The 19,169-nt window shown below is 61.8% G+C and carries 17 protein-coding genes; 6 read left to right on the top strand and 11 right to left on the bottom strand.

The features are described from left to right. Positions 1-72 precede the first annotated feature (72 nt). The gene (hisS, locus tag EKH49_RS06815; protein ID WP_128470239.1) at positions 73-1,395 is read right to left on the bottom strand and encodes a histidine--tRNA ligase; all 1,323 of its coding nucleotides are present in this window, start codon (positions 1,393-1,395) and stop codon (positions 73-75) included. Between the two features lie 143 nt (positions 1,396-1,538). On the opposite strand from hisS, the gene EKH49_RS06810 reads away from it, so the two are divergent. Together EKH49_RS06810 and EKH49_RS06805 are read left to right on the top strand one after the other, a co-directional pair. Continuing rightward, on the top strand, positions 1,539-2,897 hold the full coding sequence (locus EKH49_RS06810; protein ID WP_128470238.1) for a DUF349 domain-containing protein: 1,359 nt from the start codon (positions 1,539-1,541) through the stop codon (positions 2,895-2,897). A 60-nt stretch (positions 2,898-2,957) separates the two neighbouring features. Beyond that, entirely contained in the window at positions 2,958-3,581 is a 624-nt protein-coding gene (locus tag EKH49_RS06805; RefSeq protein ID WP_128470237.1) for a hypothetical protein, read from the top strand. A gap of 14 nt (positions 3,582-3,595) precedes the next feature. Here the strand turns inward: EKH49_RS06805 and EKH49_RS06800 are convergent, their stop codons facing one another. The 9 genes from EKH49_RS06800 to pdxT form a co-directional block, all read right to left on the bottom strand. Continuing rightward, the gene (locus EKH49_RS06800) at positions 3,596-5,863 is read right to left on the bottom strand and encodes a RelA/SpoT family protein (protein WP_128470236.1); all 2,268 of its coding nucleotides are present in this window, start codon (positions 5,861-5,863) and stop codon (positions 3,596-3,598) included. A gap of 239 nt (positions 5,864-6,102) precedes the next feature. Beyond that, positions 6,103-7,071, bottom strand: a complete 969-nt coding sequence (secF, locus tag EKH49_RS06795; protein ID WP_038991171.1) for a protein translocase subunit SecF — start codon at positions 7,069-7,071, stop codon at positions 6,103-6,105. Continuing rightward, positions 7,064-8,806 carry a protein translocase subunit SecD gene (gene secD, locus EKH49_RS06790; protein WP_128470235.1) on the bottom strand — a complete coding sequence of 581 codons (1,743 nt, stop codon included), beginning with the start codon at positions 8,804-8,806 and terminating at the stop codon, positions 7,064-7,066. Before secD ends, secF begins: the two co-directional genes overlap by 8 nt. 60 nt (positions 8,807-8,866) lie before the next feature. Continuing rightward, complete coding sequence (yajC, locus tag EKH49_RS06785; protein ID WP_223308723.1) at positions 8,867-9,277, bottom strand: preprotein translocase subunit YajC; 411 nt, start codon at positions 9,275-9,277, stop codon at positions 8,867-8,869. 187 nt (positions 9,278-9,464) lie between these two features. Beyond that, positions 9,465-10,514: a Holliday junction branch migration DNA helicase RuvB gene (gene ruvB / locus EKH49_RS06780; protein ID WP_128470234.1), complete on the bottom strand. Its 1,050-nt coding sequence runs from the start codon at positions 10,512-10,514 to the stop codon at positions 9,465-9,467. A gap of 26 nt (positions 10,515-10,540) precedes the next feature. Beyond that, positions 10,541-11,158 carry a Holliday junction branch migration protein RuvA gene (gene ruvA / locus EKH49_RS06775; RefSeq protein ID WP_128470233.1) on the bottom strand — a complete coding sequence of 206 codons (618 nt, stop codon included), beginning with the start codon at positions 11,156-11,158 and terminating at the stop codon, positions 10,541-10,543. A gap of 107 nt (positions 11,159-11,265) precedes the next feature. Then, a complete protein-coding gene (gene ruvC, locus EKH49_RS06770; protein WP_128470232.1) occupies positions 11,266-11,865 on the bottom strand; it encodes a crossover junction endodeoxyribonuclease RuvC in 600 nt (199 codons plus the stop codon). A gap of 3 nt (positions 11,866-11,868) precedes the next feature. Beyond that, positions 11,869-12,627 carry a YebC/PmpR family DNA-binding transcriptional regulator gene (locus EKH49_RS06765; RefSeq protein ID WP_128470231.1) on the bottom strand — a complete coding sequence of 253 codons (759 nt, stop codon included), beginning with the start codon at positions 12,625-12,627 and terminating at the stop codon, positions 11,869-11,871. Between the two features lie 3 nt (positions 12,628-12,630). Beyond that, the gene (gene pdxT, locus EKH49_RS06760; protein ID WP_128470230.1) at positions 12,631-13,242 is read right to left on the bottom strand and encodes a pyridoxal 5'-phosphate synthase glutaminase subunit PdxT; all 612 of its coding nucleotides are present in this window, start codon (positions 13,240-13,242) and stop codon (positions 12,631-12,633) included. Between the two features lie 65 nt (positions 13,243-13,307). Between pdxT and EKH49_RS06755 the strand changes: the two genes are divergently transcribed. After that, positions 13,308-14,234: an aldo/keto reductase gene (locus EKH49_RS06755; RefSeq protein ID WP_330857416.1), complete on the top strand. Its 927-nt coding sequence runs from the start codon at positions 13,308-13,310 to the stop codon at positions 14,232-14,234. Between the two features lie 41 nt (positions 14,235-14,275). Next, entirely contained in the window at positions 14,276-14,911 is a 636-nt protein-coding gene (locus tag EKH49_RS06750) for a DUF6226 family protein (protein ID WP_128470229.1), read from the top strand. A gap of 1 nt (position 14,912) precedes the next feature. Here the strand turns inward: EKH49_RS06750 and EKH49_RS06745 are convergent, their stop codons facing one another. Continuing rightward, a complete protein-coding gene (locus EKH49_RS06745; RefSeq protein WP_236641067.1) occupies positions 14,913-16,082 on the bottom strand; it encodes a CapA family protein in 1,170 nt (389 codons plus the stop codon). A gap of 124 nt (positions 16,083-16,206) precedes the next feature. On the opposite strand from EKH49_RS06745, the gene EKH49_RS06740 reads away from it, so the two are divergent. Both EKH49_RS06740 and EKH49_RS06735 read left to right on the top strand, forming a co-directional pair. Then, a complete protein-coding gene (locus EKH49_RS06740) occupies positions 16,207-18,219 on the top strand; it encodes a M3 family metallopeptidase (protein ID WP_128470227.1) in 2,013 nt (670 codons plus the stop codon). Then, positions 18,219-18,986, top strand: coding sequence for a GNAT family N-acetyltransferase (locus EKH49_RS06735; RefSeq protein ID WP_128470226.1), 768 nt, complete (start codon positions 18,219-18,221; stop codon positions 18,984-18,986). The genes EKH49_RS06740 and EKH49_RS06735 overlap by 1 nt, the downstream gene beginning before the upstream one ends. Positions 18,987-19,169 lie beyond the last annotated feature (183 nt).

The following is a 19,169-nucleotide window of genomic DNA, read 5'->3' as shown; positions in this document are numbered from 1 at the left end:
GTGTGGAAAGTTTCTTCCCATGAAGTTTAGTGCACCATTACTGGTGTGCGGGCGGGCTGCTCAGCCCTGGGACTAGCTGATGGCGATCTTCAGATCTGCTTCGGCCGGCATCCAGGTGGCCGGATCGGCGGTCACCTGCTCGCCGGAGCGGATGTCCTTGGCCTCGTGGGTGCCGTCGGCGTGGGTGAACCACACGAACGGAATCCCGCGGCGATCAGCGTATTTGATCTGCTTGCCGAACTTCTCCGCGCTGGCCGCGACCTCGCAGGCAATGCCGCGCTCGCGCAGCTGCGCTGCGACATCCTGCGCTTCGTGCCAGGAGTCCTCGTTGGCCAAGGTGACGTATACCACCGACGGCACCGAACGGCTGGCGGTAACCACCTCTTCGGCGAGGATGCGCGAGACCAGGCGGGTGACGCCGATGGACAGGCCCACGCCCGGGTAGTTCTTCTTCCCCTTCGAAGCCAATGATTCGTAGCGGCCTCCCGAGCAGATCGAACCCAGCGACTCATGGCCCACCAGCACGGTCTCGTACACGGTGCCGGTGTAGTAGTCCAGGCCGCGGGCGATGGACAGGTCGGCCATGACCTTGCCCGGTGCGCGCTTGGACGCGGCGTCGATGACCTGCGCGAGCTCATCCAGGCCGGTGTCCAGCAGCTCGTGCGTCACGCCCAGCGCGCGGACCTGCTCGATGAAGGAGGTGTCCAGGGTGCGGATCTTGGCCAGGGCCAGGGCCGCGGAGGCCTGCTCGGCGGTGGCGCCGACTTCCTCGATCAGGATCTTGGCAACTGCGTCGTCGCCGATCTTCTCCAGCTTGTCGATGGCGCGCAGCACCGCGTCAGGATCCTCCAGGCCCAGGCCGCGGTAGAAGCCCTCGGCCAGCTTGCGGTTGTTCACGCGCAGGCGGAAATCTCCGATCGGCAGGGCGGAGAGCGCATCGGCGATGGTCAGCGCCAGTTCCACGTCGTAGCTGAAGGGCAGGGTGCCATCGCCCACGACGTCGATATCTGCCTGGGTGAATTCGCGGAAGCGGCCATCCTGCGGGCGTTCGCCGCGCCACACCTTCTGCATCTGGTAGCGGCGGAACGGGAAGGCCAGATGGCCGGCGTTCTCCACCACGTAGCGCGCGAAAGGCACGGTGAGGTCGAAGTGCAGGGCCAGCGCGTTCGGATCGCTCTTGTCATCCTCGGCGGCCAGGCGGGAGAGACCGTAGACTTCCTTGTCGATTTCGCCCTTGCGCAGCAGCTGCGCGCGGGTTTCCACGGCACGGGTCTCGATATTCGCGAATCCATGAAGCTCGAAGACATGGCGCAAGGTGTCCAGCACGTGCTGTTCGACAGCCCGTTCGGCTGGAAGCCATTCCGGGAAACCTGATAGTGAGGCCTTGCGTGCCATGAAACTCCTTAGTGCAAATTGGGCTACCTACCCATCTTATAGCCCGAAACCCGAGAAACCTGTGCACGTCGGCTTACTAAGAAGCGGAGGTCACAGGTAGAGTTGGCTAAAGCAAGTGCTCGTAAAGTGAAAGAGTTTCAGCGGTGACCACCAGTCAGCAATCCGACGACAGCCAGAAGACCCCCTTGCCACAGGCGCAGAAGCCTGCCGCAAAGCCGGTTGTAGCGCCAAGCGTCGCACACACCACTCCCCTCGATGAAGCGGCCAAGTTCGCCCGCGTGACCGAGGACGGCCACGTCTTCGTGATCATCGACGGCGCCGAGTCCCCCGTGGGCCAGTACCCGGACGCAACGCAGGAAGAAGCCCTGGGCTACTTCGTGCGCAAATACGACGACGCGCTCTCGCAGCTGATGCTGCTCGAGCAGCGTGTAGTAGCAAAGGCCCCGGCCGGCGAGCTCAGCAAGGCTGTGCAGGCGCTCTCGGCCACCGTCGCAGAACGCCACATGGTCGGCGACATCCCGGCGCTGGAATCCCGCCTGGAAGATGTCCGCGTCGCCGTCGAGGCATTGGCCAGCGAACAGCGCAAGGCCAACGACGAGGCTCGTGCCGAGCAGCTCGCTGCCCGCGAGGCCATCGTCGAGCAGGCCGAGGCCCTGGCCGCCAAGCGCCCGGAGCAGATCCAGTGGAAGACCGCTTCGGCCACCATGAACGAGCTGTTCGATGCCTGGAAGGGCGCGCAGCGTTCCTCGGTCCGTCTGCCACGCGCCACCGAGGATGCGCTGTGGAAGCGGTTCCGTTCGGCCCGCACCACCTTCGACCGCCACCGCCGCGCGTACTTCTCGCAGCTGGATTCGACCAACGCTGCAGCCAAGGAAGTCAAGGAAGAACTGATCGCCCGCGCCGAGGCGCTGCAGGGTTCGACCGACTGGGCTGCCACGGCCGCCGAGTACCGCAAGCTCATGGATGAGTGGAAGAAGTCGCGCCGCGCCTCGCGCAAGGACGATGACCAGCTCTGGAGCCGCTTCCGCGCCGCCCAGGATGTCTTCTTCCAGGCTCGCGCCGCGGCCAACGCCAAGATCGATGAAGAGTACGCCCAGAACCTCGTGGTGAAGGAAGCACTGCTGGAAGAAGCCCGCGCGCTGCTTCCGATCAAGGATCTGGCCGCCGCCAAGAAGGAGCTGGATTCGATCCGTACCCGCTGGGAAGAAGCCGGCAAGGTGCCGCGCAACGACCTGCAGCGCATCGAGTCGGCACTGCGCCAGGTCGAGGACGCGGTCAAGGGTGCCGAGGACGAGCAGTGGCGTCGTTCCAACCCGGAGACCAAGGCCCGTTCCAACTCCATGCTCTCGCAGCTGCAGGACACCATCGCCGCCCTGGAAGATGATCTGGCAGCAGCGCAGGCCAAGGGCAATGCCAAGCAGATCGCGGCAGCCCAGGAAGCCCTGGATGCACGCCGCATGTGGCTGAGCACCTTGGAGAAGTCGGCAGCCGACTTCCAGTAAGTAATCCACAGATCGCTTGCAACCCGCCAACGCGGCGGTGCGGACTGGTTCAGTAGCTCTATGGAAACGAGAAATTCCGCAGCTACCGGACCCCGCGCCGCCGCGTTGCGCATTCCCGGGGATCTCTGGATCGCCGGCGAGATGTTCACCCGCAATGAGTTGGACGCCATGGCTTTCAACGGCTTATTGCGCGAGGTGCTTGGTGATTACTTCCTGCCCAGCAGCATCCAGGTCAACGCCTCGGTGCGTGCCCGCATTGCGGGCTTCGCCTGCGGCCGGGAACTGGACCGCGATGCCGTGCTGGCGCGGCAGACCGCGGCCTGGATCCACGGGCTCTTGCCCTCCGTCTTCACCTTGTGCATCTACACCAAGAACTACCATCGGCCTTTTTATCCCGGGCACGGCCTGAAGGCCGAATTCGCCCAGATACAGGTGCCTGATACGCAGATGGTGTTCCGCAGCCGACTCAAGGTCACCACGGCATTGCGCAGCGTCTGCGATTGCGCCAAATATGATCCATTGCCCATTGCCAGCCGGGTGCTGGGCACCGTCATATCCCTGGCAGACCCCTACCTGAACTTGGATCAGATCCGGAAGGCGCTGGATAGCGAGGATCCGTCACCTGAACGATCCAGGGCGCTGCGCCTGGTGCAGTCCTTCTCCGGCACAGCACAGGCCGCATAGGCCGGCCAGGCAAGTTACCGGCGCGATCCCGCAGTGGTGCGGTAGACATCGTAGACGCCATCAATCCGCCGCACCTGGTTCAGCACGTGGCTCAGGAACTTCGGGTCGCCCATTTCGAAGGCGAAGCGCGAAATGGCAACACGGTCCTTGCTGGTCTGCACACTGGCGGACAGGATGTTCAGGTGGCTTTCGGAAAGGATCCGGGTCACGTCGGAAAGCAGCGATTTGCGGTCCAGCGCCTCGACCTGGATCTCGACCAGGAACACGCCGTGGTGCTTGGTGGCCCATGTGACGTTGACGAGCCGATCGGGCTGCTCGGCGAGCTGCGTCAGGTTCAGGCAATCCGTGCGGTGCACCGAGACGCCGGCGCCTCGGGTGACGAACCCTTGGATCTCATCTGGCGGCACTGGGGTGCAGCAACGCGCCAGCTTGACCAGCACGTCTCCCAGGCCTTCCACGATCACACCGGCCTCATTGCCCGTAGACGGGCTAGGAGCGACCGGGTGGATTACCGCTTCCTCATCGACCTGTTCGGCTTCTGGCGGGCCGATCAGAGCCGTTAGATGCTCGATGACGTTTTGTGCACTGGTATGGCCGTCGCCCACCGACTGGTACAACGCAGAAATGTCAGTGTGGTGCAGCTCGTTGGCTACCGCGGTGAGCAAATCGTGCGTCATCAGCTTCTGCAACGGCAGCTGGTTGCGACGCAGTTCCTTGGTCAGCAGCTCCTTGCCCTTTTCGATGGCCTCTTCGCGGCGCTCCTTGGAGAAGTAGCCGCGGATCTTCGCCTTGGCCCGCGGCGACTTGACGAAATTCTGCCAGTCCTGGGATGGGCCGGCGCCCTCAGCCTTGGAGGTGAAGACCTCCACCACATCACCCTGCTTGAGTTCGGTATGCAGAGGCACGAGCTTGCCATTGACGCGCGAACCGATGGTTCGGTGCCCTACGTCGGTGTGGATCGAGTAGGCGAAGTCCACCGGTGTTGCCCCCACCGGCAGGGACATGATGTCGCCCTTCGGGGTGAACACGTAGACCTCGGCGGAGCTGATGGTGTAGCGCAGCCCGTCCAGGAATTCTTCGGAGTCGGCGGTGTCGGCTTGCCATTCCATCAGGGAGCGCAGCCAATCCATGTTCTGCTCCGGAGAGAGCATGGAGTTGTCGGTCTGGCCATGCTTGTACTGGAAATGCGCGGCGACGCCGTATTCAGCGCGCACATGCATGTCATGGGTGCGGATCTGGATTTCCACGGGCTTGCCCTCGGGACCCATCACCGTGGTGTGCAGCGACTGGTAGAGATTCAGCTTCGGGATGGCGATGTAGTCCTTGAAGCGGTTGGGCAGCGGATTCCACTCCGCGTGCACGACGCCCAGCGCGCCGTAGCAGTCCTTGACGGTGTCGACCAGGATCCGCACGCCCATCAGGTCGTGGATGTCGTCGAAGTCCTTGCCGCGCACGATCATCTTCTGGTAGATCGAATAGTAGTGCTTGGGCCGGCCGGATACCGAGGCGTGGATGGCCACATCTCCCAGATCGCGCGAAAGGGTCTGGCGGATTGATGAAAGGTACTTTTCGCGCTCAGGGGTGCGGTCGCCGACCATGCGGACGATCTCCTGGTAGACCTTGGGATGCAAAGCGGCGAAGGACAGGTCCTCCAGCTCCCATTTGACCGTGTTCATGCCCAGGCGGTGTGCCAGCGGAGCGAAGATTTCCAGGGTTTCCTTCGCCTTGCGGGAGGAGGATTCCGGCGAGACGTAGCGCCAGGTGCGTGCATTATGCAGGCGGTCCGCCAGCTTGATCAGCAGCACGCGGATGTCGCGGGACATCGCGACGACCATTTTGCGCACGGTTTCGGCGGGGGCCGCATCGCCGTAGGTGACCTTGTCCAGCTTGGTCACGCCGTCCACCAGCATGGCGATTTCTTCGGAGAATTCCTTCTTCACCGACTCGAGGGAGTACTCGGTGTCTTCGACCGTGTCGTGCAGCAAGGCAGCGGCGAGAATCGAACCGGTCATGCCCATTTCTGCCAAGATCGTGGCGACCGCGACAGGGTGCGTGATGTAGGGGTCGCCGCTCTTGCGCTTTTGGCCCTCATGATATTTTTCTGCGACCTCGTAGGCACGGACCAGCAAATCCAGATCCGCCTTCGGATGCTTCGACTTGACCGTGCGCAGCAGCGGTTCGAGAGTCGGCGATGTGCTCGGAGTGCTCCCCCGGCCTGCAAAGCGCACCAAACGAGAGATAGAGCGTCGTTTCGAATTGTTCAGGTTAGGCGTATTCGCCATGCCCCGCTCCTTCCCGTTGCCGTTGGAATTTTCCCGAAGCCAGTATGGAGCCCGGTCAAATCCATCGGTAGTTTCGGGCCGCCAGATCACCGGTGGCCGTGCACCTGAAAAACACCTTCTTTAGTTCAATCGTTATAGCACGTTCGCGCGGTGACAACTAATTACGCATCTTACAGCTTAAGCGAAATGGTGCCCCCGGCCATCTGCCGGGGGCACCATATCCTAGACTTCAGATCGCGTTAGAGCGCTGCCATCTTCTTGTCGTGCGCAACCACGTCCTCGTCCTTGTGGCGCAGCCAGTGGAACATCGGTGCCTGGACGAACAGGGTCGACAGGGCCGAGACGATGATGCCGACGAACAGCGCCAAGGACAGGTCCTTGAGCGTACCGGCTCCCAGCAGGTAGGAGCCGATGAACAGGATCGCGGCCACCGGCAGCACGGCCACAACCGAGGTGTTGATCGAGCGGACCAAGGTCTGGTTCACAGCGAGGTTGACCAGCTGCTCGAAGGTGCGCTTGGTCTGCTGGGTGTAGTCCTTGGTGTTTTCGCGGACCTTGTCGAAAACCACCACGGTGTCATACAGCGAGTAGCTCAGGATGGTCAGGAAGCCGATGATCGCGCTCGGCGTGATTTCGAAACCGGTCAGCGAGTAGATGCCCGCGGTCACGATCACCACTGCCATCAGGCCGACGATCGCTGCCAGCGACATCTTCCAGGTGCGGAAGTAGGCTGCCATCAGCAAGCCCACCAGGACCACGAAGACGACCAGGCCAAACAATGCCTGGCGTGAAACGTCTTCGCCCCAGGTCGGGCCGATGAAGTTGCTGGTCACTTCGTCGCTGCTGACGCCGTAGTTCTTCGCGAGCTGATCGGCAATGGCCAGGGTCTGGTCATCGCTCAAACGCTCGGTCTGCACGCGCATGGTGCCCGGAGCAATATTGGTCACCGTTGCCTCAGATCCTGAAGCCACTGAGCTGACCGTCTCTTCGCCAATCGAGATATCCGTGTTCTGCACATCCGAAACGGTGAATTCAGAACCGCCGCGGAAGTCGATACCCAGATTGAAGCCGCCCTTGACCACCGGGATCAGGATGGACAGGATCACCAGGATGCCGGCGATCAGGAACCACAAGCGGTGCTTGGAGGTGAACGGGTAGGAACGCTTGCCGGTGTAGAGCTCGTTGCCCCAAGTGACTAGCTTATTCATTGTTCTCCTCCTGGGCCTTGGCCTGCGTGCTGCCAGACGCGTTCGAGCCAGCGGACTGCTCGGCCTGTGCGCGGCGGCGTTCGGCAATGGTCATGCGCTTCGCTGCCTCAGCCGATGCCTTCGCATTCTTCTTGCCGCGATTTGCCGCAACATTCTCATCGAAGCGGCGAACCTTGCCCGCGCCCTGGTACAGCGGCTTGACGCCAAGCAACGATGGATCCATGCCCGACATCGGGTGGCCGTTGGCGAAGAACTTGGTGCGTGCCAGCAGCACCAAGGTCGGGTGGGTCAGGCCGTACACGACGATGAGGTCGATGATGGCGGTCAGGCCCAGGGTGAAGGCGAAGCCTCGTACGTTGCCCACGGCAACGATGTAGAGCACGATTGCGGCCAGCACGTTCACTGCCTTGGATGCCAGAATGGTGCGCTTGGCGCGCTTCCAGCCGACATCCACGGCGCTTGCCAGCGGCCTGCCTTCGCGCAGCTCATCGCGCACGCGCTCGAAGTACACGATAAACGAGTCGGCGATGAGGCCGATGGCAACGATCAGGCCGGCGACGCCTGCCAGCGACAGGCGGTAGTTCATGCCCCAGCCCAGCAGCACCAGCGCCAGGTAGGTGAGCACGCCGGAAACCAGCAGCGACGCGATGGTCACCAGTCCCAGGGCCCGGTACTGGAACAGCGAGTAGATGAAGACCAGAACCAGGCCGATGATGCCGGCGATGAGGCCAGCGGTCAGCTGGTCAGCGCCCAGGGTTGCGGAAACCTGGCGCTCGGACTGGATGTCGAAGCTGATTGGCAGCGCGCCGTACTTCAGCTGCTCGGCCAACGCCTGCGAGCTTTCCTGGGTGAAGCCGCCGGAGATCTGCGGGCGGCCATCGGAAATCACTGCATTGGTGGTTGGCGCCGAAATGGTTTCGCCATCAAGCACGATCGCGAACTGGTTCTGCGAGCCCTGCAGGGCAATCAGACGCTGGGTGGTATCCGCGAAGAGCTTGGTGCCTTCGGCGTTGAACTCGATAACGACGACCCATTCGCCGGTCACCGATCCATTGACGCCGCGGGCCAACTGGGCGTAGGCGTCCTTGATCATGTCTCCGGAGATTTCCTGCGGGCCGAGGATGTACTTGACACCCCTACTGTGGTCGCAGGAGATCATAGGCTTGTCTGGGTCGGCGGCTTCGCCACCGCGATCCTTGAGTTCTACCTCGCAGTCGTAGCCTTCGAACTCCTGGAACAGCTCTGGGGTGATCCAGTTGGTATCCGATGGGTTCTCTGGCTTGCCGCTAGGCTTTGGCAGGTCTTCCTTGGGGGTGCGGTCTTCCTTCGGAGTGGCTGCGAAACCACCGGTGATCAGCACCGGGCGGAATTCCATGTTGGCCGAGGCCTGGATCAAATTGCGGGTGGTCTGGTCCGGGGTACCGGGCATCGAGACCACGACGTTGCGTCCGGACTGGGTGGTGATTTCCGATTCGGTGACACCGGAACCGTCCACGCGCTGGCGGATGATCTCCACCGCTTGGTCCAGCTGCTCTTGGTTGATCGCCTCGTCGCCCTGGACCCGAGGGGCCAGGATCATCTCGGTGCCGCCTTCGAGGTCGAGGGCCAGCTTCGGTCCCCATCCGGTTTTGCCGTTCACCGCACCACCCACCAACACTCCGGTTGCGATGATGAAGACGACCAGCAACCACAGCAACGCTTTGCGCGCCTGTTTAACAGGTCTGATTGATGACATCTATTGTGCTTTCTGGTTCGGGTGGCTTGGCCTTCAGGCCACCGCTATGCTGCCCGGGACTTAGGCGTTGCGCTCGTCCTTGCCCTCGTCGTTCAAGCGACGCAGGGACTCTTCCGGGGTTTCGGTTGCGTTGGAGGGTGCTGCTGGTTCGTCGGCAGCGGCCGGGGCTGCCGCATCCTTGTCCAGGAAGGTGGCGATGGCCTGGCGGTGCAGGGTCAGCACCACGCCTGGCGAAACCTCAACCTGTACGCGATCCTCTGCGTCTACACCGACGACGGTGCCGAAGATTCCCGAGTTGGTCATCACCTTGGCGCCTGGCACGGTGTTGTTCTTCAGCTTCTCCTGCTGGGCGGCCTGCTTCTTGCGGCCACGGAACATCATGAAGATCAGCACTGCAAACAGGGCGACCATCAGGATCAGCGAAGGGTTGAAGCCGCCACCAGCGGCCTGTGCGATTACGAGAGGATTCACGTATTTACCTGCTAACGATTCGTTGCGATTTGGTCTGGAGTTCTGGGATGCCGCTGCGCCATTTTCTGGCGCGAAACAGCAAAGACGCCCCACCTTACCCTGAATTGGGCACAGGTCGGGCGTCTTTAGTCTAATGGGTCACGGTGAACCGGCAGGCCATTTACGCGGGCAGTGAAGTAATGCTTGCCTAATCCTCATCGTTTTCATAGCTTTGCGCACTGGCGAAGATGGCATCCTTGGGCATGGCCAATCCCAGATGCTCCCAGGCTCCGGGCATGGCGATACGTCCTCGAGGAGTCCGGCCCATCAATCCTTCGCGCACCAGGTATGGCTCGGCGACGGTTTCGACGGTCTCGGTCTCTTCGCCGACGGCGATAGCCAGGGTCGACAGCCCTACCGGTCCCCCGCCGAATTTCGTGCACAGTGCTTCCAGCACTCCGCGGTCCAGGCGATCCAGTCCGCGCGCATCGACCTCGTACATGTCCAGGGCGGCAGCTGCTGCCTTGGCATCGATCTCTTCGAGCTTGTGCACCAGGGCCCAGTCCCGCACGCGGCGCAGCAGGCGGTTGGCGATACGCGGGGTGCCGCGGGAGCGCCCGGCGATCTCGGTGAATGCAGCTGAGGTGACGCTCAGATCCAGCATCATGGCCGAACGGCGCAGTACCAGCTCGAGTTCCTTGACCGCGTAGAACTCCAGGTGCCCGGTGAAGCCGAAGCGGTCGCGCAGCGGTCCGGGCAGCAGGCCCGCGCGCGTGGTGGCCCCGACGAGCGTGAAGGGCGGCAGCTCCAGGGGAATCGCGGTAGCGCCGGCTCCCTTGCCGACGACGATGTCTACGCGGAAGTCTTCCATTGCCATGTAGAGCATTTCCTCGGCGGGCCGGGACATGCGGTGGATTTCATCGAGGAACAGCACCTCGCCCTCGGTCAGCGAGGAGAGGATCGCGGCCAGGTCGCCGGCGTGCTGGATGGCCGGGCCGGAAGAGATGCGCAATGGCGCGTTCATCTCGGCGGCGATAATCATCGACAAGGTGGTCTTGCCCAGCCCGGGCGGGCCCGAGAGCAGTACATGGTCCGCGGTGCGTTCGCGGATCTTGGCCGCTTCGAGCACCAGCGAGAGCTGCTGGCGCACCCGGGATTGGCCGACGAAGTCGTCGAGATTCCGCGGGCGTAGGGCAGCTTCGATGACCCGTTCTTCGGGTTCGCTGCCGGCGTTCGTGAGCCCGGTGGAGTCATTCATGAAAAGTCGATCCTCTCGCAGACCGCTTAGACGCGGGTTCCGCTGGACATGCTGCGCAGCGCGGCACGCAGGATTTCAGCGACGTTGCCGGTGGCCACGACATCCGGATCGGCCTTGGACAGCGATTTCAGGGTGCTGGTTGCATCCTTTTCGCTCCAGCCCAGCCCGGTCAGCGCCTCGATCACCTGCGGTTCCCAGACGCTGGCGGTACCTCCGCCGGACACCGGCGCCACTGGCACGCCGGTCGGGACCAGCTTGCCGTTCAGTTCCAGCACGATGCGGCTGGCGCCCTTGGGGCCGATGCCGGACACCTTGGTGAATGCGGCGGTGTCCTTCGTGTTCGCCGCGATGCGCACTTCTTCGGGAGAATGCACGGCCAGGATGGCCAGGCCGGTGCGCGGCCCGATGCCCGATACGGAGATCAGGACTTCGAAGACATCCCGCTCCTCCGCGGTGGCGAAGCCGAAAAGGGTCATGGAGTCCTCGCGCACCACCATGGAGGTGAAGACCGTCGCCTCGCGCCCTTGATGCAGGCCGGACAGCGTTCCGGGGGTGGCGTTGACCAGCATTCCGAAGCCGTTAACGTCGATTACCGCGGTGTTCAGTGCAACCGCCTGCACGGTGCCGGTCAATGAGCTGATCATGCCACTCCTTGGGATGTATGTTCGATCGAACCCAGTTTATCGAAGATACCTACGAATATCGATCCTCCGTGTTTCCCGGTGGGTCGAGGTCATTTCACGGCCGCCGGCTAGCGGCGCACCGCTCGGCGCTTGGCTGACGCTTCGGCGGCGATCCATGCCTGCTGAGCACCTGTCAGCTGCGAGGACCCGCCGGCATGCACCGCAGAGGCCGAGGCGTTCGAGCCGGTGGCCGCTCCGCGCCAGCCGTGGGTGATCGCCAGGGCCACCGCGTCAGCGGCGTCGGCAGGCTTGGGCGGTTCATCAAGCCGGCAGATCTTGGCAATCATCTTGCCGATCGCCGCCTTGGTCGCCTGACCGGAACCGGTCACCGCCGCCTTCACCTCGGTCGGCGTATGCAGCGCGACGGGGATGCCGCGTCGTGCCGCGGCGGTGATCACCACGCCGGTGACCTGGGCGGTGCCGATCACCGTGGAGACATTCGCCGAAGCGAACACGCGTTCCAGGGCGAGCACGTCGGGCCGGTGCTGGTCCAGCCACGCCTCGATCGCGTTGGAGATCGTCAAGAGCCGGGCGTCGAGCGGGGTGCCCGGCGGGGTGCCGGCGACGGTGACGTCCACCAGTGAAACTTGCCTGTTTGCAGCGACGTCGACCACGGCAAGACCGCAACGGGTCAGGCCGGGGTCGACGCCGACAACACGTAAGGCCAAGCCCTACTGCTCTTCGTCCAATGCGGCGCGAACCTCATCGGAGAGATCTGCGTTGGTGTAGATGCCCTGGACGTCGTCCAGTTCCTCCAGCGCGTCGTAGAGCTTCAGGAACTTGCGGGCTCCGTCGACATCCAGGTCCACCTTCATCGACGGCAGGAATTCCATTTCGTCGGATTCGTAGGCGATATTGTTCTCGTCCAGCGCCGCTGCGACCGCGCGCAGGTCCGAAGGATCGCACACGATGGCGAAGTTCTCGTCCTCGTCCAGGATCTCGTCGGCACCGGCGTCCAGCACGATCATCAGCAGGTCATCTTCGGTCAGCTCGCCCTTGGGCAGGCGGACTACGCCCTGGCGGTTGAACAGGTAGGCCACCGATCCCGGGTCGGCGACGGTGCCGCCATTGCGGGTGATGCCCACGCGAACCTCGGAGGCTGCGCGGTTCTTGTTGTCGGTCAGGCACTCGATCAGCAGCGCCGAGCCCTGCGGGCCCCGTGCTTCGTAGATGATCTCGGTGTAGTCGACGACCTCACCGGTCAGGCCAGCGCCACGCTTGATTGCGCGGTCGATGTTGTTGATCGGCACGGAGTTCTTCTTGGCCTTGCTGACGGCAAGTTCCAGTGCAGGGTTGCCGGCCATGTCGGCTCCGCCGGCGCGGGCGGCAACTTCAATGCCCTTGATGAATTTCGCGAAGGCCTTGGCGCGCTTGGCGTCGATCGCAGCCTTCTTGTGCTTGGTAGTTGCCCATTTGGAGTGGCCTGACATGCTTTAAGCGTCTCCTCGCGTGAGATTGATGAAAAATTGATGGATAGCTGTGCTGCCGGTGACTTCCGGGTGAAAGCTGGTTGCCAACAATTTTCCCTGGCGTACTGCAACAATTCTACCCTGTCCGCCATTCGGCCCGGCTTGAACGGTGCTGATCACCTCGGCGTCCGGGCCGATTTGCACGGCTTCCGGGGCGCGGATGAACACCGCTTCCAACGTGTGCCCGTTGAAGTCCAGCTGGTGCTCGAACGAGTCGACCTGACGCCCGAAGGCATTGCGCCTCACCGTCATGTCGATGCCGCCGAAGCTTTGCTGCACCGCGCCATCCCGCGCGATGGCGGGGTTCTCGATGCGGTCGGCCAGCATGATCATTCCAGCGCAGGAGCCGTAGACCGGCATGCCTTCGGCGATGCGTTCCTTGATGGGATCGGCCAGCCCGTAGTTGCGGGAGAGTCGGTCAATTACGGAAGACTCGCCGCCGGGTAGCACCAGCGCGTCGACCTGCGCCAAATCCTCGACTGTACGCACCATCTGCGCACGTTGCCCAAGCCGTTCAAAAGAGGCCAGATGTTCGCGGAAATCCCCTTGCAGCGCGAGGACGCCTATTTTCGGCATGGTTCTAACCTTCATGGTGTTCGGTGGATGGCAGCACGGAAATGCGCCGAAACAACGTTAAACCCATGGCTGCCCTGCGCCGGTTTTGTTTCCCGGTGTGTCGTGGATTCTTCGATGCAACCTCCCGGCAGCCCGTAAAGCTTGGTAGGTTCGGGAACATGATTGCTGATATTTCTTCCCTCGAACTTGCCGGTGGCGTGAGCATGCCTTCCGTAGGCTTGGGTACGTGGCCCATGCGCGGCCAGGAGGCGGTCACCGCGGTTCGTTCGGCCCTTGACGTCGGCTATCGCCGCGTGGAGACGGCGGAGAACTATGAGAACGAGGACGCCGTCGGCCAGGCGTTGGCGCAGAGCAGGCTTGACCGCGATGAATTCTTCGTGACGACGAAGTTCAACAAGAAGTGGCATTCGGCCCTAGGCGTGCGCCAGGCCTTGGAGAACTCCCTGTCCCGCCTTGTACTCGACTATGTGGACCTGTTCTTGATCCACTGGCCAAACCCGCGGCAGAACACCTACGTCGAGGCGTTCACAGAGCTGGCAAAGCTCGTAGACGAAGGGAAGATCCGAGCTGCCGGCGTCTCGAATTTCAAGCCTTACCAGTTGCAGAATGTCTTGAAAACAGGGCACGTGCCGGCGCTGAACCAGATCCAGGTGGATCCTGAGCGTCAAAGCGCCGAATGGCAAGCTTTCAATACGGAGCATGGCGTGCGGACCGAAGCTTATTCCCCATTGGGACGGCAGAAGTCCGATTTCCTTTCACATCCGACTCTGGCACAAATTTCCGAGGCGCATGGCAAGAGCAGCGCGCAGGTGGCACTCCGCTGGCATGTCCAGTCCGGACGTGCGGCAGCACCGAAATCGGCCGATCCTCAGCGGCAACACGAGAACCTGGATATTTTCGATTTCAATCTCACCCAGGCAGAAATAGCCGCCATCGATGCCATGGATACTGGAGCCGGCCCCTTCACCGATTCGGATGAATTCGGGCATTAAGCCCTTACTGCCATGGTTTGACGCATCAGGAGGAACCGAGCATGCTCAGTGGCTACCAGCGGCCAGACAATAAATTCGCGGAGTACCTCGACGAGCTCGGTACCCCAATCCCCTATGGCGAGCGTTGGGATGGAGAGCCGGATCATGAAAGCTATTCGGTGACCGAACATCCGGAACGTTTTGCCCCCGTGCAGCATGTAGCCCGGGCGTTGCTGGGCTGGATGCAGGAGCAATTCCAGGTGCGCTGCTTCGAAGATCCCGGTCTGGCCACCGAACTGCGGATTCCACCGGACACAGTGATGTGCTCTATTCGGATCTTCCCGGTGGATTCGCGCTGCGCTCCATTGGGCATAGTTCTCACAAAATTTCCCGGGGTGCATCTGGAGCTCGGTGCGCTGTACCAAGCAATGTTCCCGGACTGCGGCTGCGACGCATGCGATGAGCACGTTCCCGACATGATTGAGGAACTGGAAGCCCAGGTGGGGGCCGCAGTGTCCGGAGCATTCGGCGAGTACCTGGTTCTTGACGCTGGCCGCCTCGTTCACCGTTTCGAAGTTGATGAGATGGGGTTCAGTGAGCGATCCGGCGGTCTCGATGACGTATCGCCGGCGCGGCTGGCCCGGGCGCGTGCCATTCTGCCCGAAAGCGGCTCCTGGGAGCCCTGGCCAATGCGATAGCTCAGTCCAACGCCCACTCTTGAAGCCCATCTTCGAATGCGCCGTAGGCATTCACCGTGGCTTTGCTGCGCTTCAACGAGGCTTTAGCATCAGCTTCCGGAACGCATCCGTCGGCATCGAAGACTTGGCACCACATCACCGGCGAGGTCGAAAGCTGGTGCGGGACCCAGCGCAGGTCGCTGACGTCCCATTCGCCCGACTCATCCTCGGTGAATGTTGCCTTCACGCTGATGCCTTCGCGGTTGAGGATACTTGGCGTTGCATGTTTGGCCACGGAGTTGCCCAAACCATAGACGATCCAGGTTCCGTCATGCTTTTCAATGGGCAATACCGAATGGGTGTGGTGCATGTAGATGAAATCGAAGACACCGGACTCAGCCAGAGCTCGACCTAGCCGTCTCTGCGACGCTGTCGGTTCCGTGGTGTATTCAGCTCCGTCGTGCACGGCAGCCACCACGATGTCAGCTCCCGCCTTGCGCGTTGCCTTGCCCCTTGCGATCAGTTGCTGCGCATCCACTCCGGTATCAACTTGCCAGTCGGCTTCTTCCGGCAGGCCGTTGAGCGAATAGGTACTGGTAACTACGCCGAACTTCACGCCATCGACATCCAGGATCGACGGTTTCCCGGATTCCTTTTCGCTGCGATAGGAACCGGTCGCGAAAAGCCCGTTCGCTTCCAAGGCATCCAGTGTCCGCTCGACGCCGGCAGTTCCGGCATCCACCGTGTGGTTGGTGGCGGTGGTGCATCCGTCGTAGCCTATAGCCTCAAGATCGGTCAGGATTTGAGCTGGAACCGTGAACCGCGGGTACCCCGAGTACGGAGGGGCACCAATCGGAGTCTCGAGATTGCATAGGGCCACATCCGCGTCCTGGACGAACGGTGCAAGACCCGCAAGCAGTGGGCTGAAATCGAAGTCCTCACCATTACCGGATTTAGCGCCAGCCGCTTGCTTCGCTTCGTCCAGCAGCTGAGGATGCAACAATACGTCGCCGGTAACCATTAGTGATAGTTCTTGGGGCACCAAAACCTCAGCAGGACTCTCATCAATGGGTGGACTCGACAACGGTTGCGCCGAGACTGAAGTGGACGATTGAACCGAAGGCTGCGGGGTTGCTGATTCTCGATTGTCGGTCGGAGCAGCAGAGCAACCGCCAATCAGCAATGCGGCCATCAGCGTTGAACCAAGTGGAAGTAATGCAGACAGAACACGTTGGGGCATGCATCGAGCCTAGCTCAGCTGGGTATGCAGGGTGTAAATGCAAGCTGAATCACTTTTTCCATGAAAACCTAGGCCTATGCAAAACCCTCTTCTGACTCCCAGCACCAGGCCCTACCAATGGCCAGCATTCGACCAGCTCACTGCTGAGCACTACCTGGAGGCGACCCGGATCGGCGCAGCCGAGCAGCGCGAAGAGCTGCAGCGCATTATCGACGATACGAAGGAACCCACATTCGAGAACACATTCCTCGCTTTGGAAGCCAGCGGGCAGACCCTGCGCCGTGCGTTGATGACGTACTTCTCCGTGATTTCTGCCCATGGGACGGAAGATCTGCGGGCGATTCAATCAGAGATTTCATCGATCTGGTCCGAGCAGGAAGACGAGATCTACCTGAACCAAACCTTGTATTCGCGTTTACAAGCCTTGGATTGTGCAAGCCTCCAGGGTGAAGACGCCCGCTTAGCGGATCAAACTTTGAAGAATTTCCAATTGGCCGGGGCAGGCTTGGGCGATGCCGAAAAGGATCGCCTGAAGGCACTGAACACGAAGCTGGCCGAACTTTCAACGCAGTTCGCTGACCTCGTGCTGAAGAATCAGAACGCCCATGCGGTGCACTTCGAGGATGCTGCGGAACTCGACGGCCTGTCCGGTCCAGCCATCGAGTCGGCAGCACAGGCGGCGAAGCAAGCAGGCCACGCGTCGGGCTACCTGCTGGCGTTGGTTTCTCCGACCCAGCAGCCGGTTCTGGAGTCGCTGTCCTCAAGCGAGTCCCGCCGCAAGGTGTTCAACGCATCAATGAGCCGTGGCACCGAGGAAAACGCGACAATTCACATTGCCGCCGAAATGGCGCAGCTTCGTGCCGAACGCGCCGCGCTGCTCGGATTCGCCAATCATGCCGAAACCGTGCTCGCCCAAGCCACCGCCCCTTCCACCGCTGCGGTGGAAGAGCGTCTCGCCGAACTGACGAAAGCTGCCACCGCAAACGCCCGGAGGGACGCTGAGGTGCTCGGTGAGATTTCCGGTGCTGAAATCAACGCGTGGGATTGGAAATACTTCTCCAATCAGGTCCTGCGTGATCAGTACTCGGTGGATTCCGAAGCGCTGCGCAACTACTTCGAGTTGGACCGGGTGCTCATCGATGGGGTCTTCGCGACGGCTACCAAGCTGTTCGGCATCACCTTCCAGGAACGGTTCGACCTGCCTGCCTACCACCCGGACGTTCGGGTCTTCGAAGTCTTCGACGCCGATGGCAAGCCTTTGGCGCTCTACACCGGAGACTATCTGGCCCGTGACACGAAGAAGGGCGGCGCGTGGATGACCAGCCTGCGCGATGCCGCTTCATTCCTGGAAGAACGACCGATCGTCACCAACACCTTGAACATCACCCCGCCTGCGCCTGGTGATCCAATCCTGCTGTCCATGGATGAGGCGAATACGCTCTTCCATGAGTTCGGCCACGCGCTGCACGGCATGTTCTCCAGTGGAAAATACGCTTCTCTTGCCGGCACCTCGGTCCCGCGCGACTTCGTGGAGTTCCCTTCCCAGGTTAACGAGATGTGGATGCTCCACGAGGATGTCGTCACCGGTTATGCAGTCCACCACCAGAGCGGCGAAGCGTTGAGCGAGGCGCTGATCGAGAAGATCCGCGCAGCTTCGCTATGGGGCCAGGGTTTTGCAACCACCGAGTACCTAGCTGCCAGCGTGCTCGACTGGGCCTGGCATACCATCAGCGCCGGGACCGTTATCGCCGATCCGCTGCAGTTCGAACAAGACGTGCTTCAGCAAGCCGGCTTCGATACCGAGCTGATTCCGCCTCGTTACCGCACCGGTTATTTCCAGCACATTTTCGCCAATGGATACTCCGCTGGCTACTACTCCTACATCTGGAGTGAGGTGCTCGATGCCGACACTGTGCAGTGGTTCGAGGAAAATGGCGGCTTGATGCGCGAAAATGGTAATCGGTTCCGCGAGGAACTGCTGTCGCGCGGCAATACGCGCGATCCCCTTGAGTCCTACGAGTTATTCCGCGGCCGCACCGCAGTGGTTGAACCGTTGCTGCGCCGTCGAGGATTGGTGAACGCAGAATAATGACCACTATTGCCTCCGCACAGGAAGCGCTAAGCCACTGGCATCAGGCACTGGCAGTAGCCACCGGCGGCAAGATCTTTACCACACACGGATGCTCATGGGCCTGGCAGCCGGTACGCAAGCGCCTGATCCTGTTGTTCCCCGAGCAGGCGGAGCAGGCGGGCCTGCGCCCGGCGCTGGCCGAAGGCCACCGGCTAGGCGCCCGGCGCGTGGAAGCATGGGTCAACTCAGGCGCCCACTCGGATGAGCTGAAGGCAGCAGGATTCTCCGATAATGCACAAGTCTCATGGCATGCTGGCCCGTTGGCCATTCCCATGGATCGCTGGAACGGAAAGATCCGTTTGGGCAATAATGTGCCTGAGGCCTCCGGCGCTGATGCGGCCGAGCTGAACGTGACGAATCTGTGGCGCGAGACCAGTACCCAGCTATCCAGCGGGCATCCGGCCTTGCGTCGTGTTGAGCATGCCTTGGCTCGCACCGACGAGGGAGAGATCGTCGGCCGGGGCTTTGCCCAGCAGGGCCTGAACGGACAGCTCATGGTGCATGCCCTGGCGGTAGGCAAGGAACATCGCCGCCATGGCATTGGCACCGCCTTGCTGCACGGCCTGTCGCGTTCCATGATCAATCCGCTGTCGCCTCCAGACGACGAGGTGCCGCAGGAGCTGCTCGCGGCGGCCACGCCGTCCAGCGCCGACTTCTTCAGCGCCAATGGGCTCAAGCTTCTTGGTCGCGGACGCCACATGGTGTTGCGCTCGTGGAACCAGTAGCGAACAGCTAAAACGGCGGGAACTTGACTGGCCACCGAATTTTCCGGTGGCCAGTCGAGTCTTTTAAAACTGTTTTCTCTCAGGACATCGGTAACAGTTCTGCCTCAGGACATCGGTAACACTTCAACATTTAAAGTGGTGACACTTCTCCCCGGGATTTAACGCCCCGAAGTACACAGCCCG

The sequence above is a fragment of the Glutamicibacter sp. HZAU genome (assembly GCF_004100365.1).
Classification (GTDB): Bacteria; Actinomycetota; Actinomycetes; order Actinomycetales; family Micrococcaceae; genus Glutamicibacter; species Glutamicibacter nicotianae.
The sequence above is the reverse complement of the archived record's forward strand: the minus strand, read 5'-3'. Positions and strand labels throughout refer to the sequence as shown.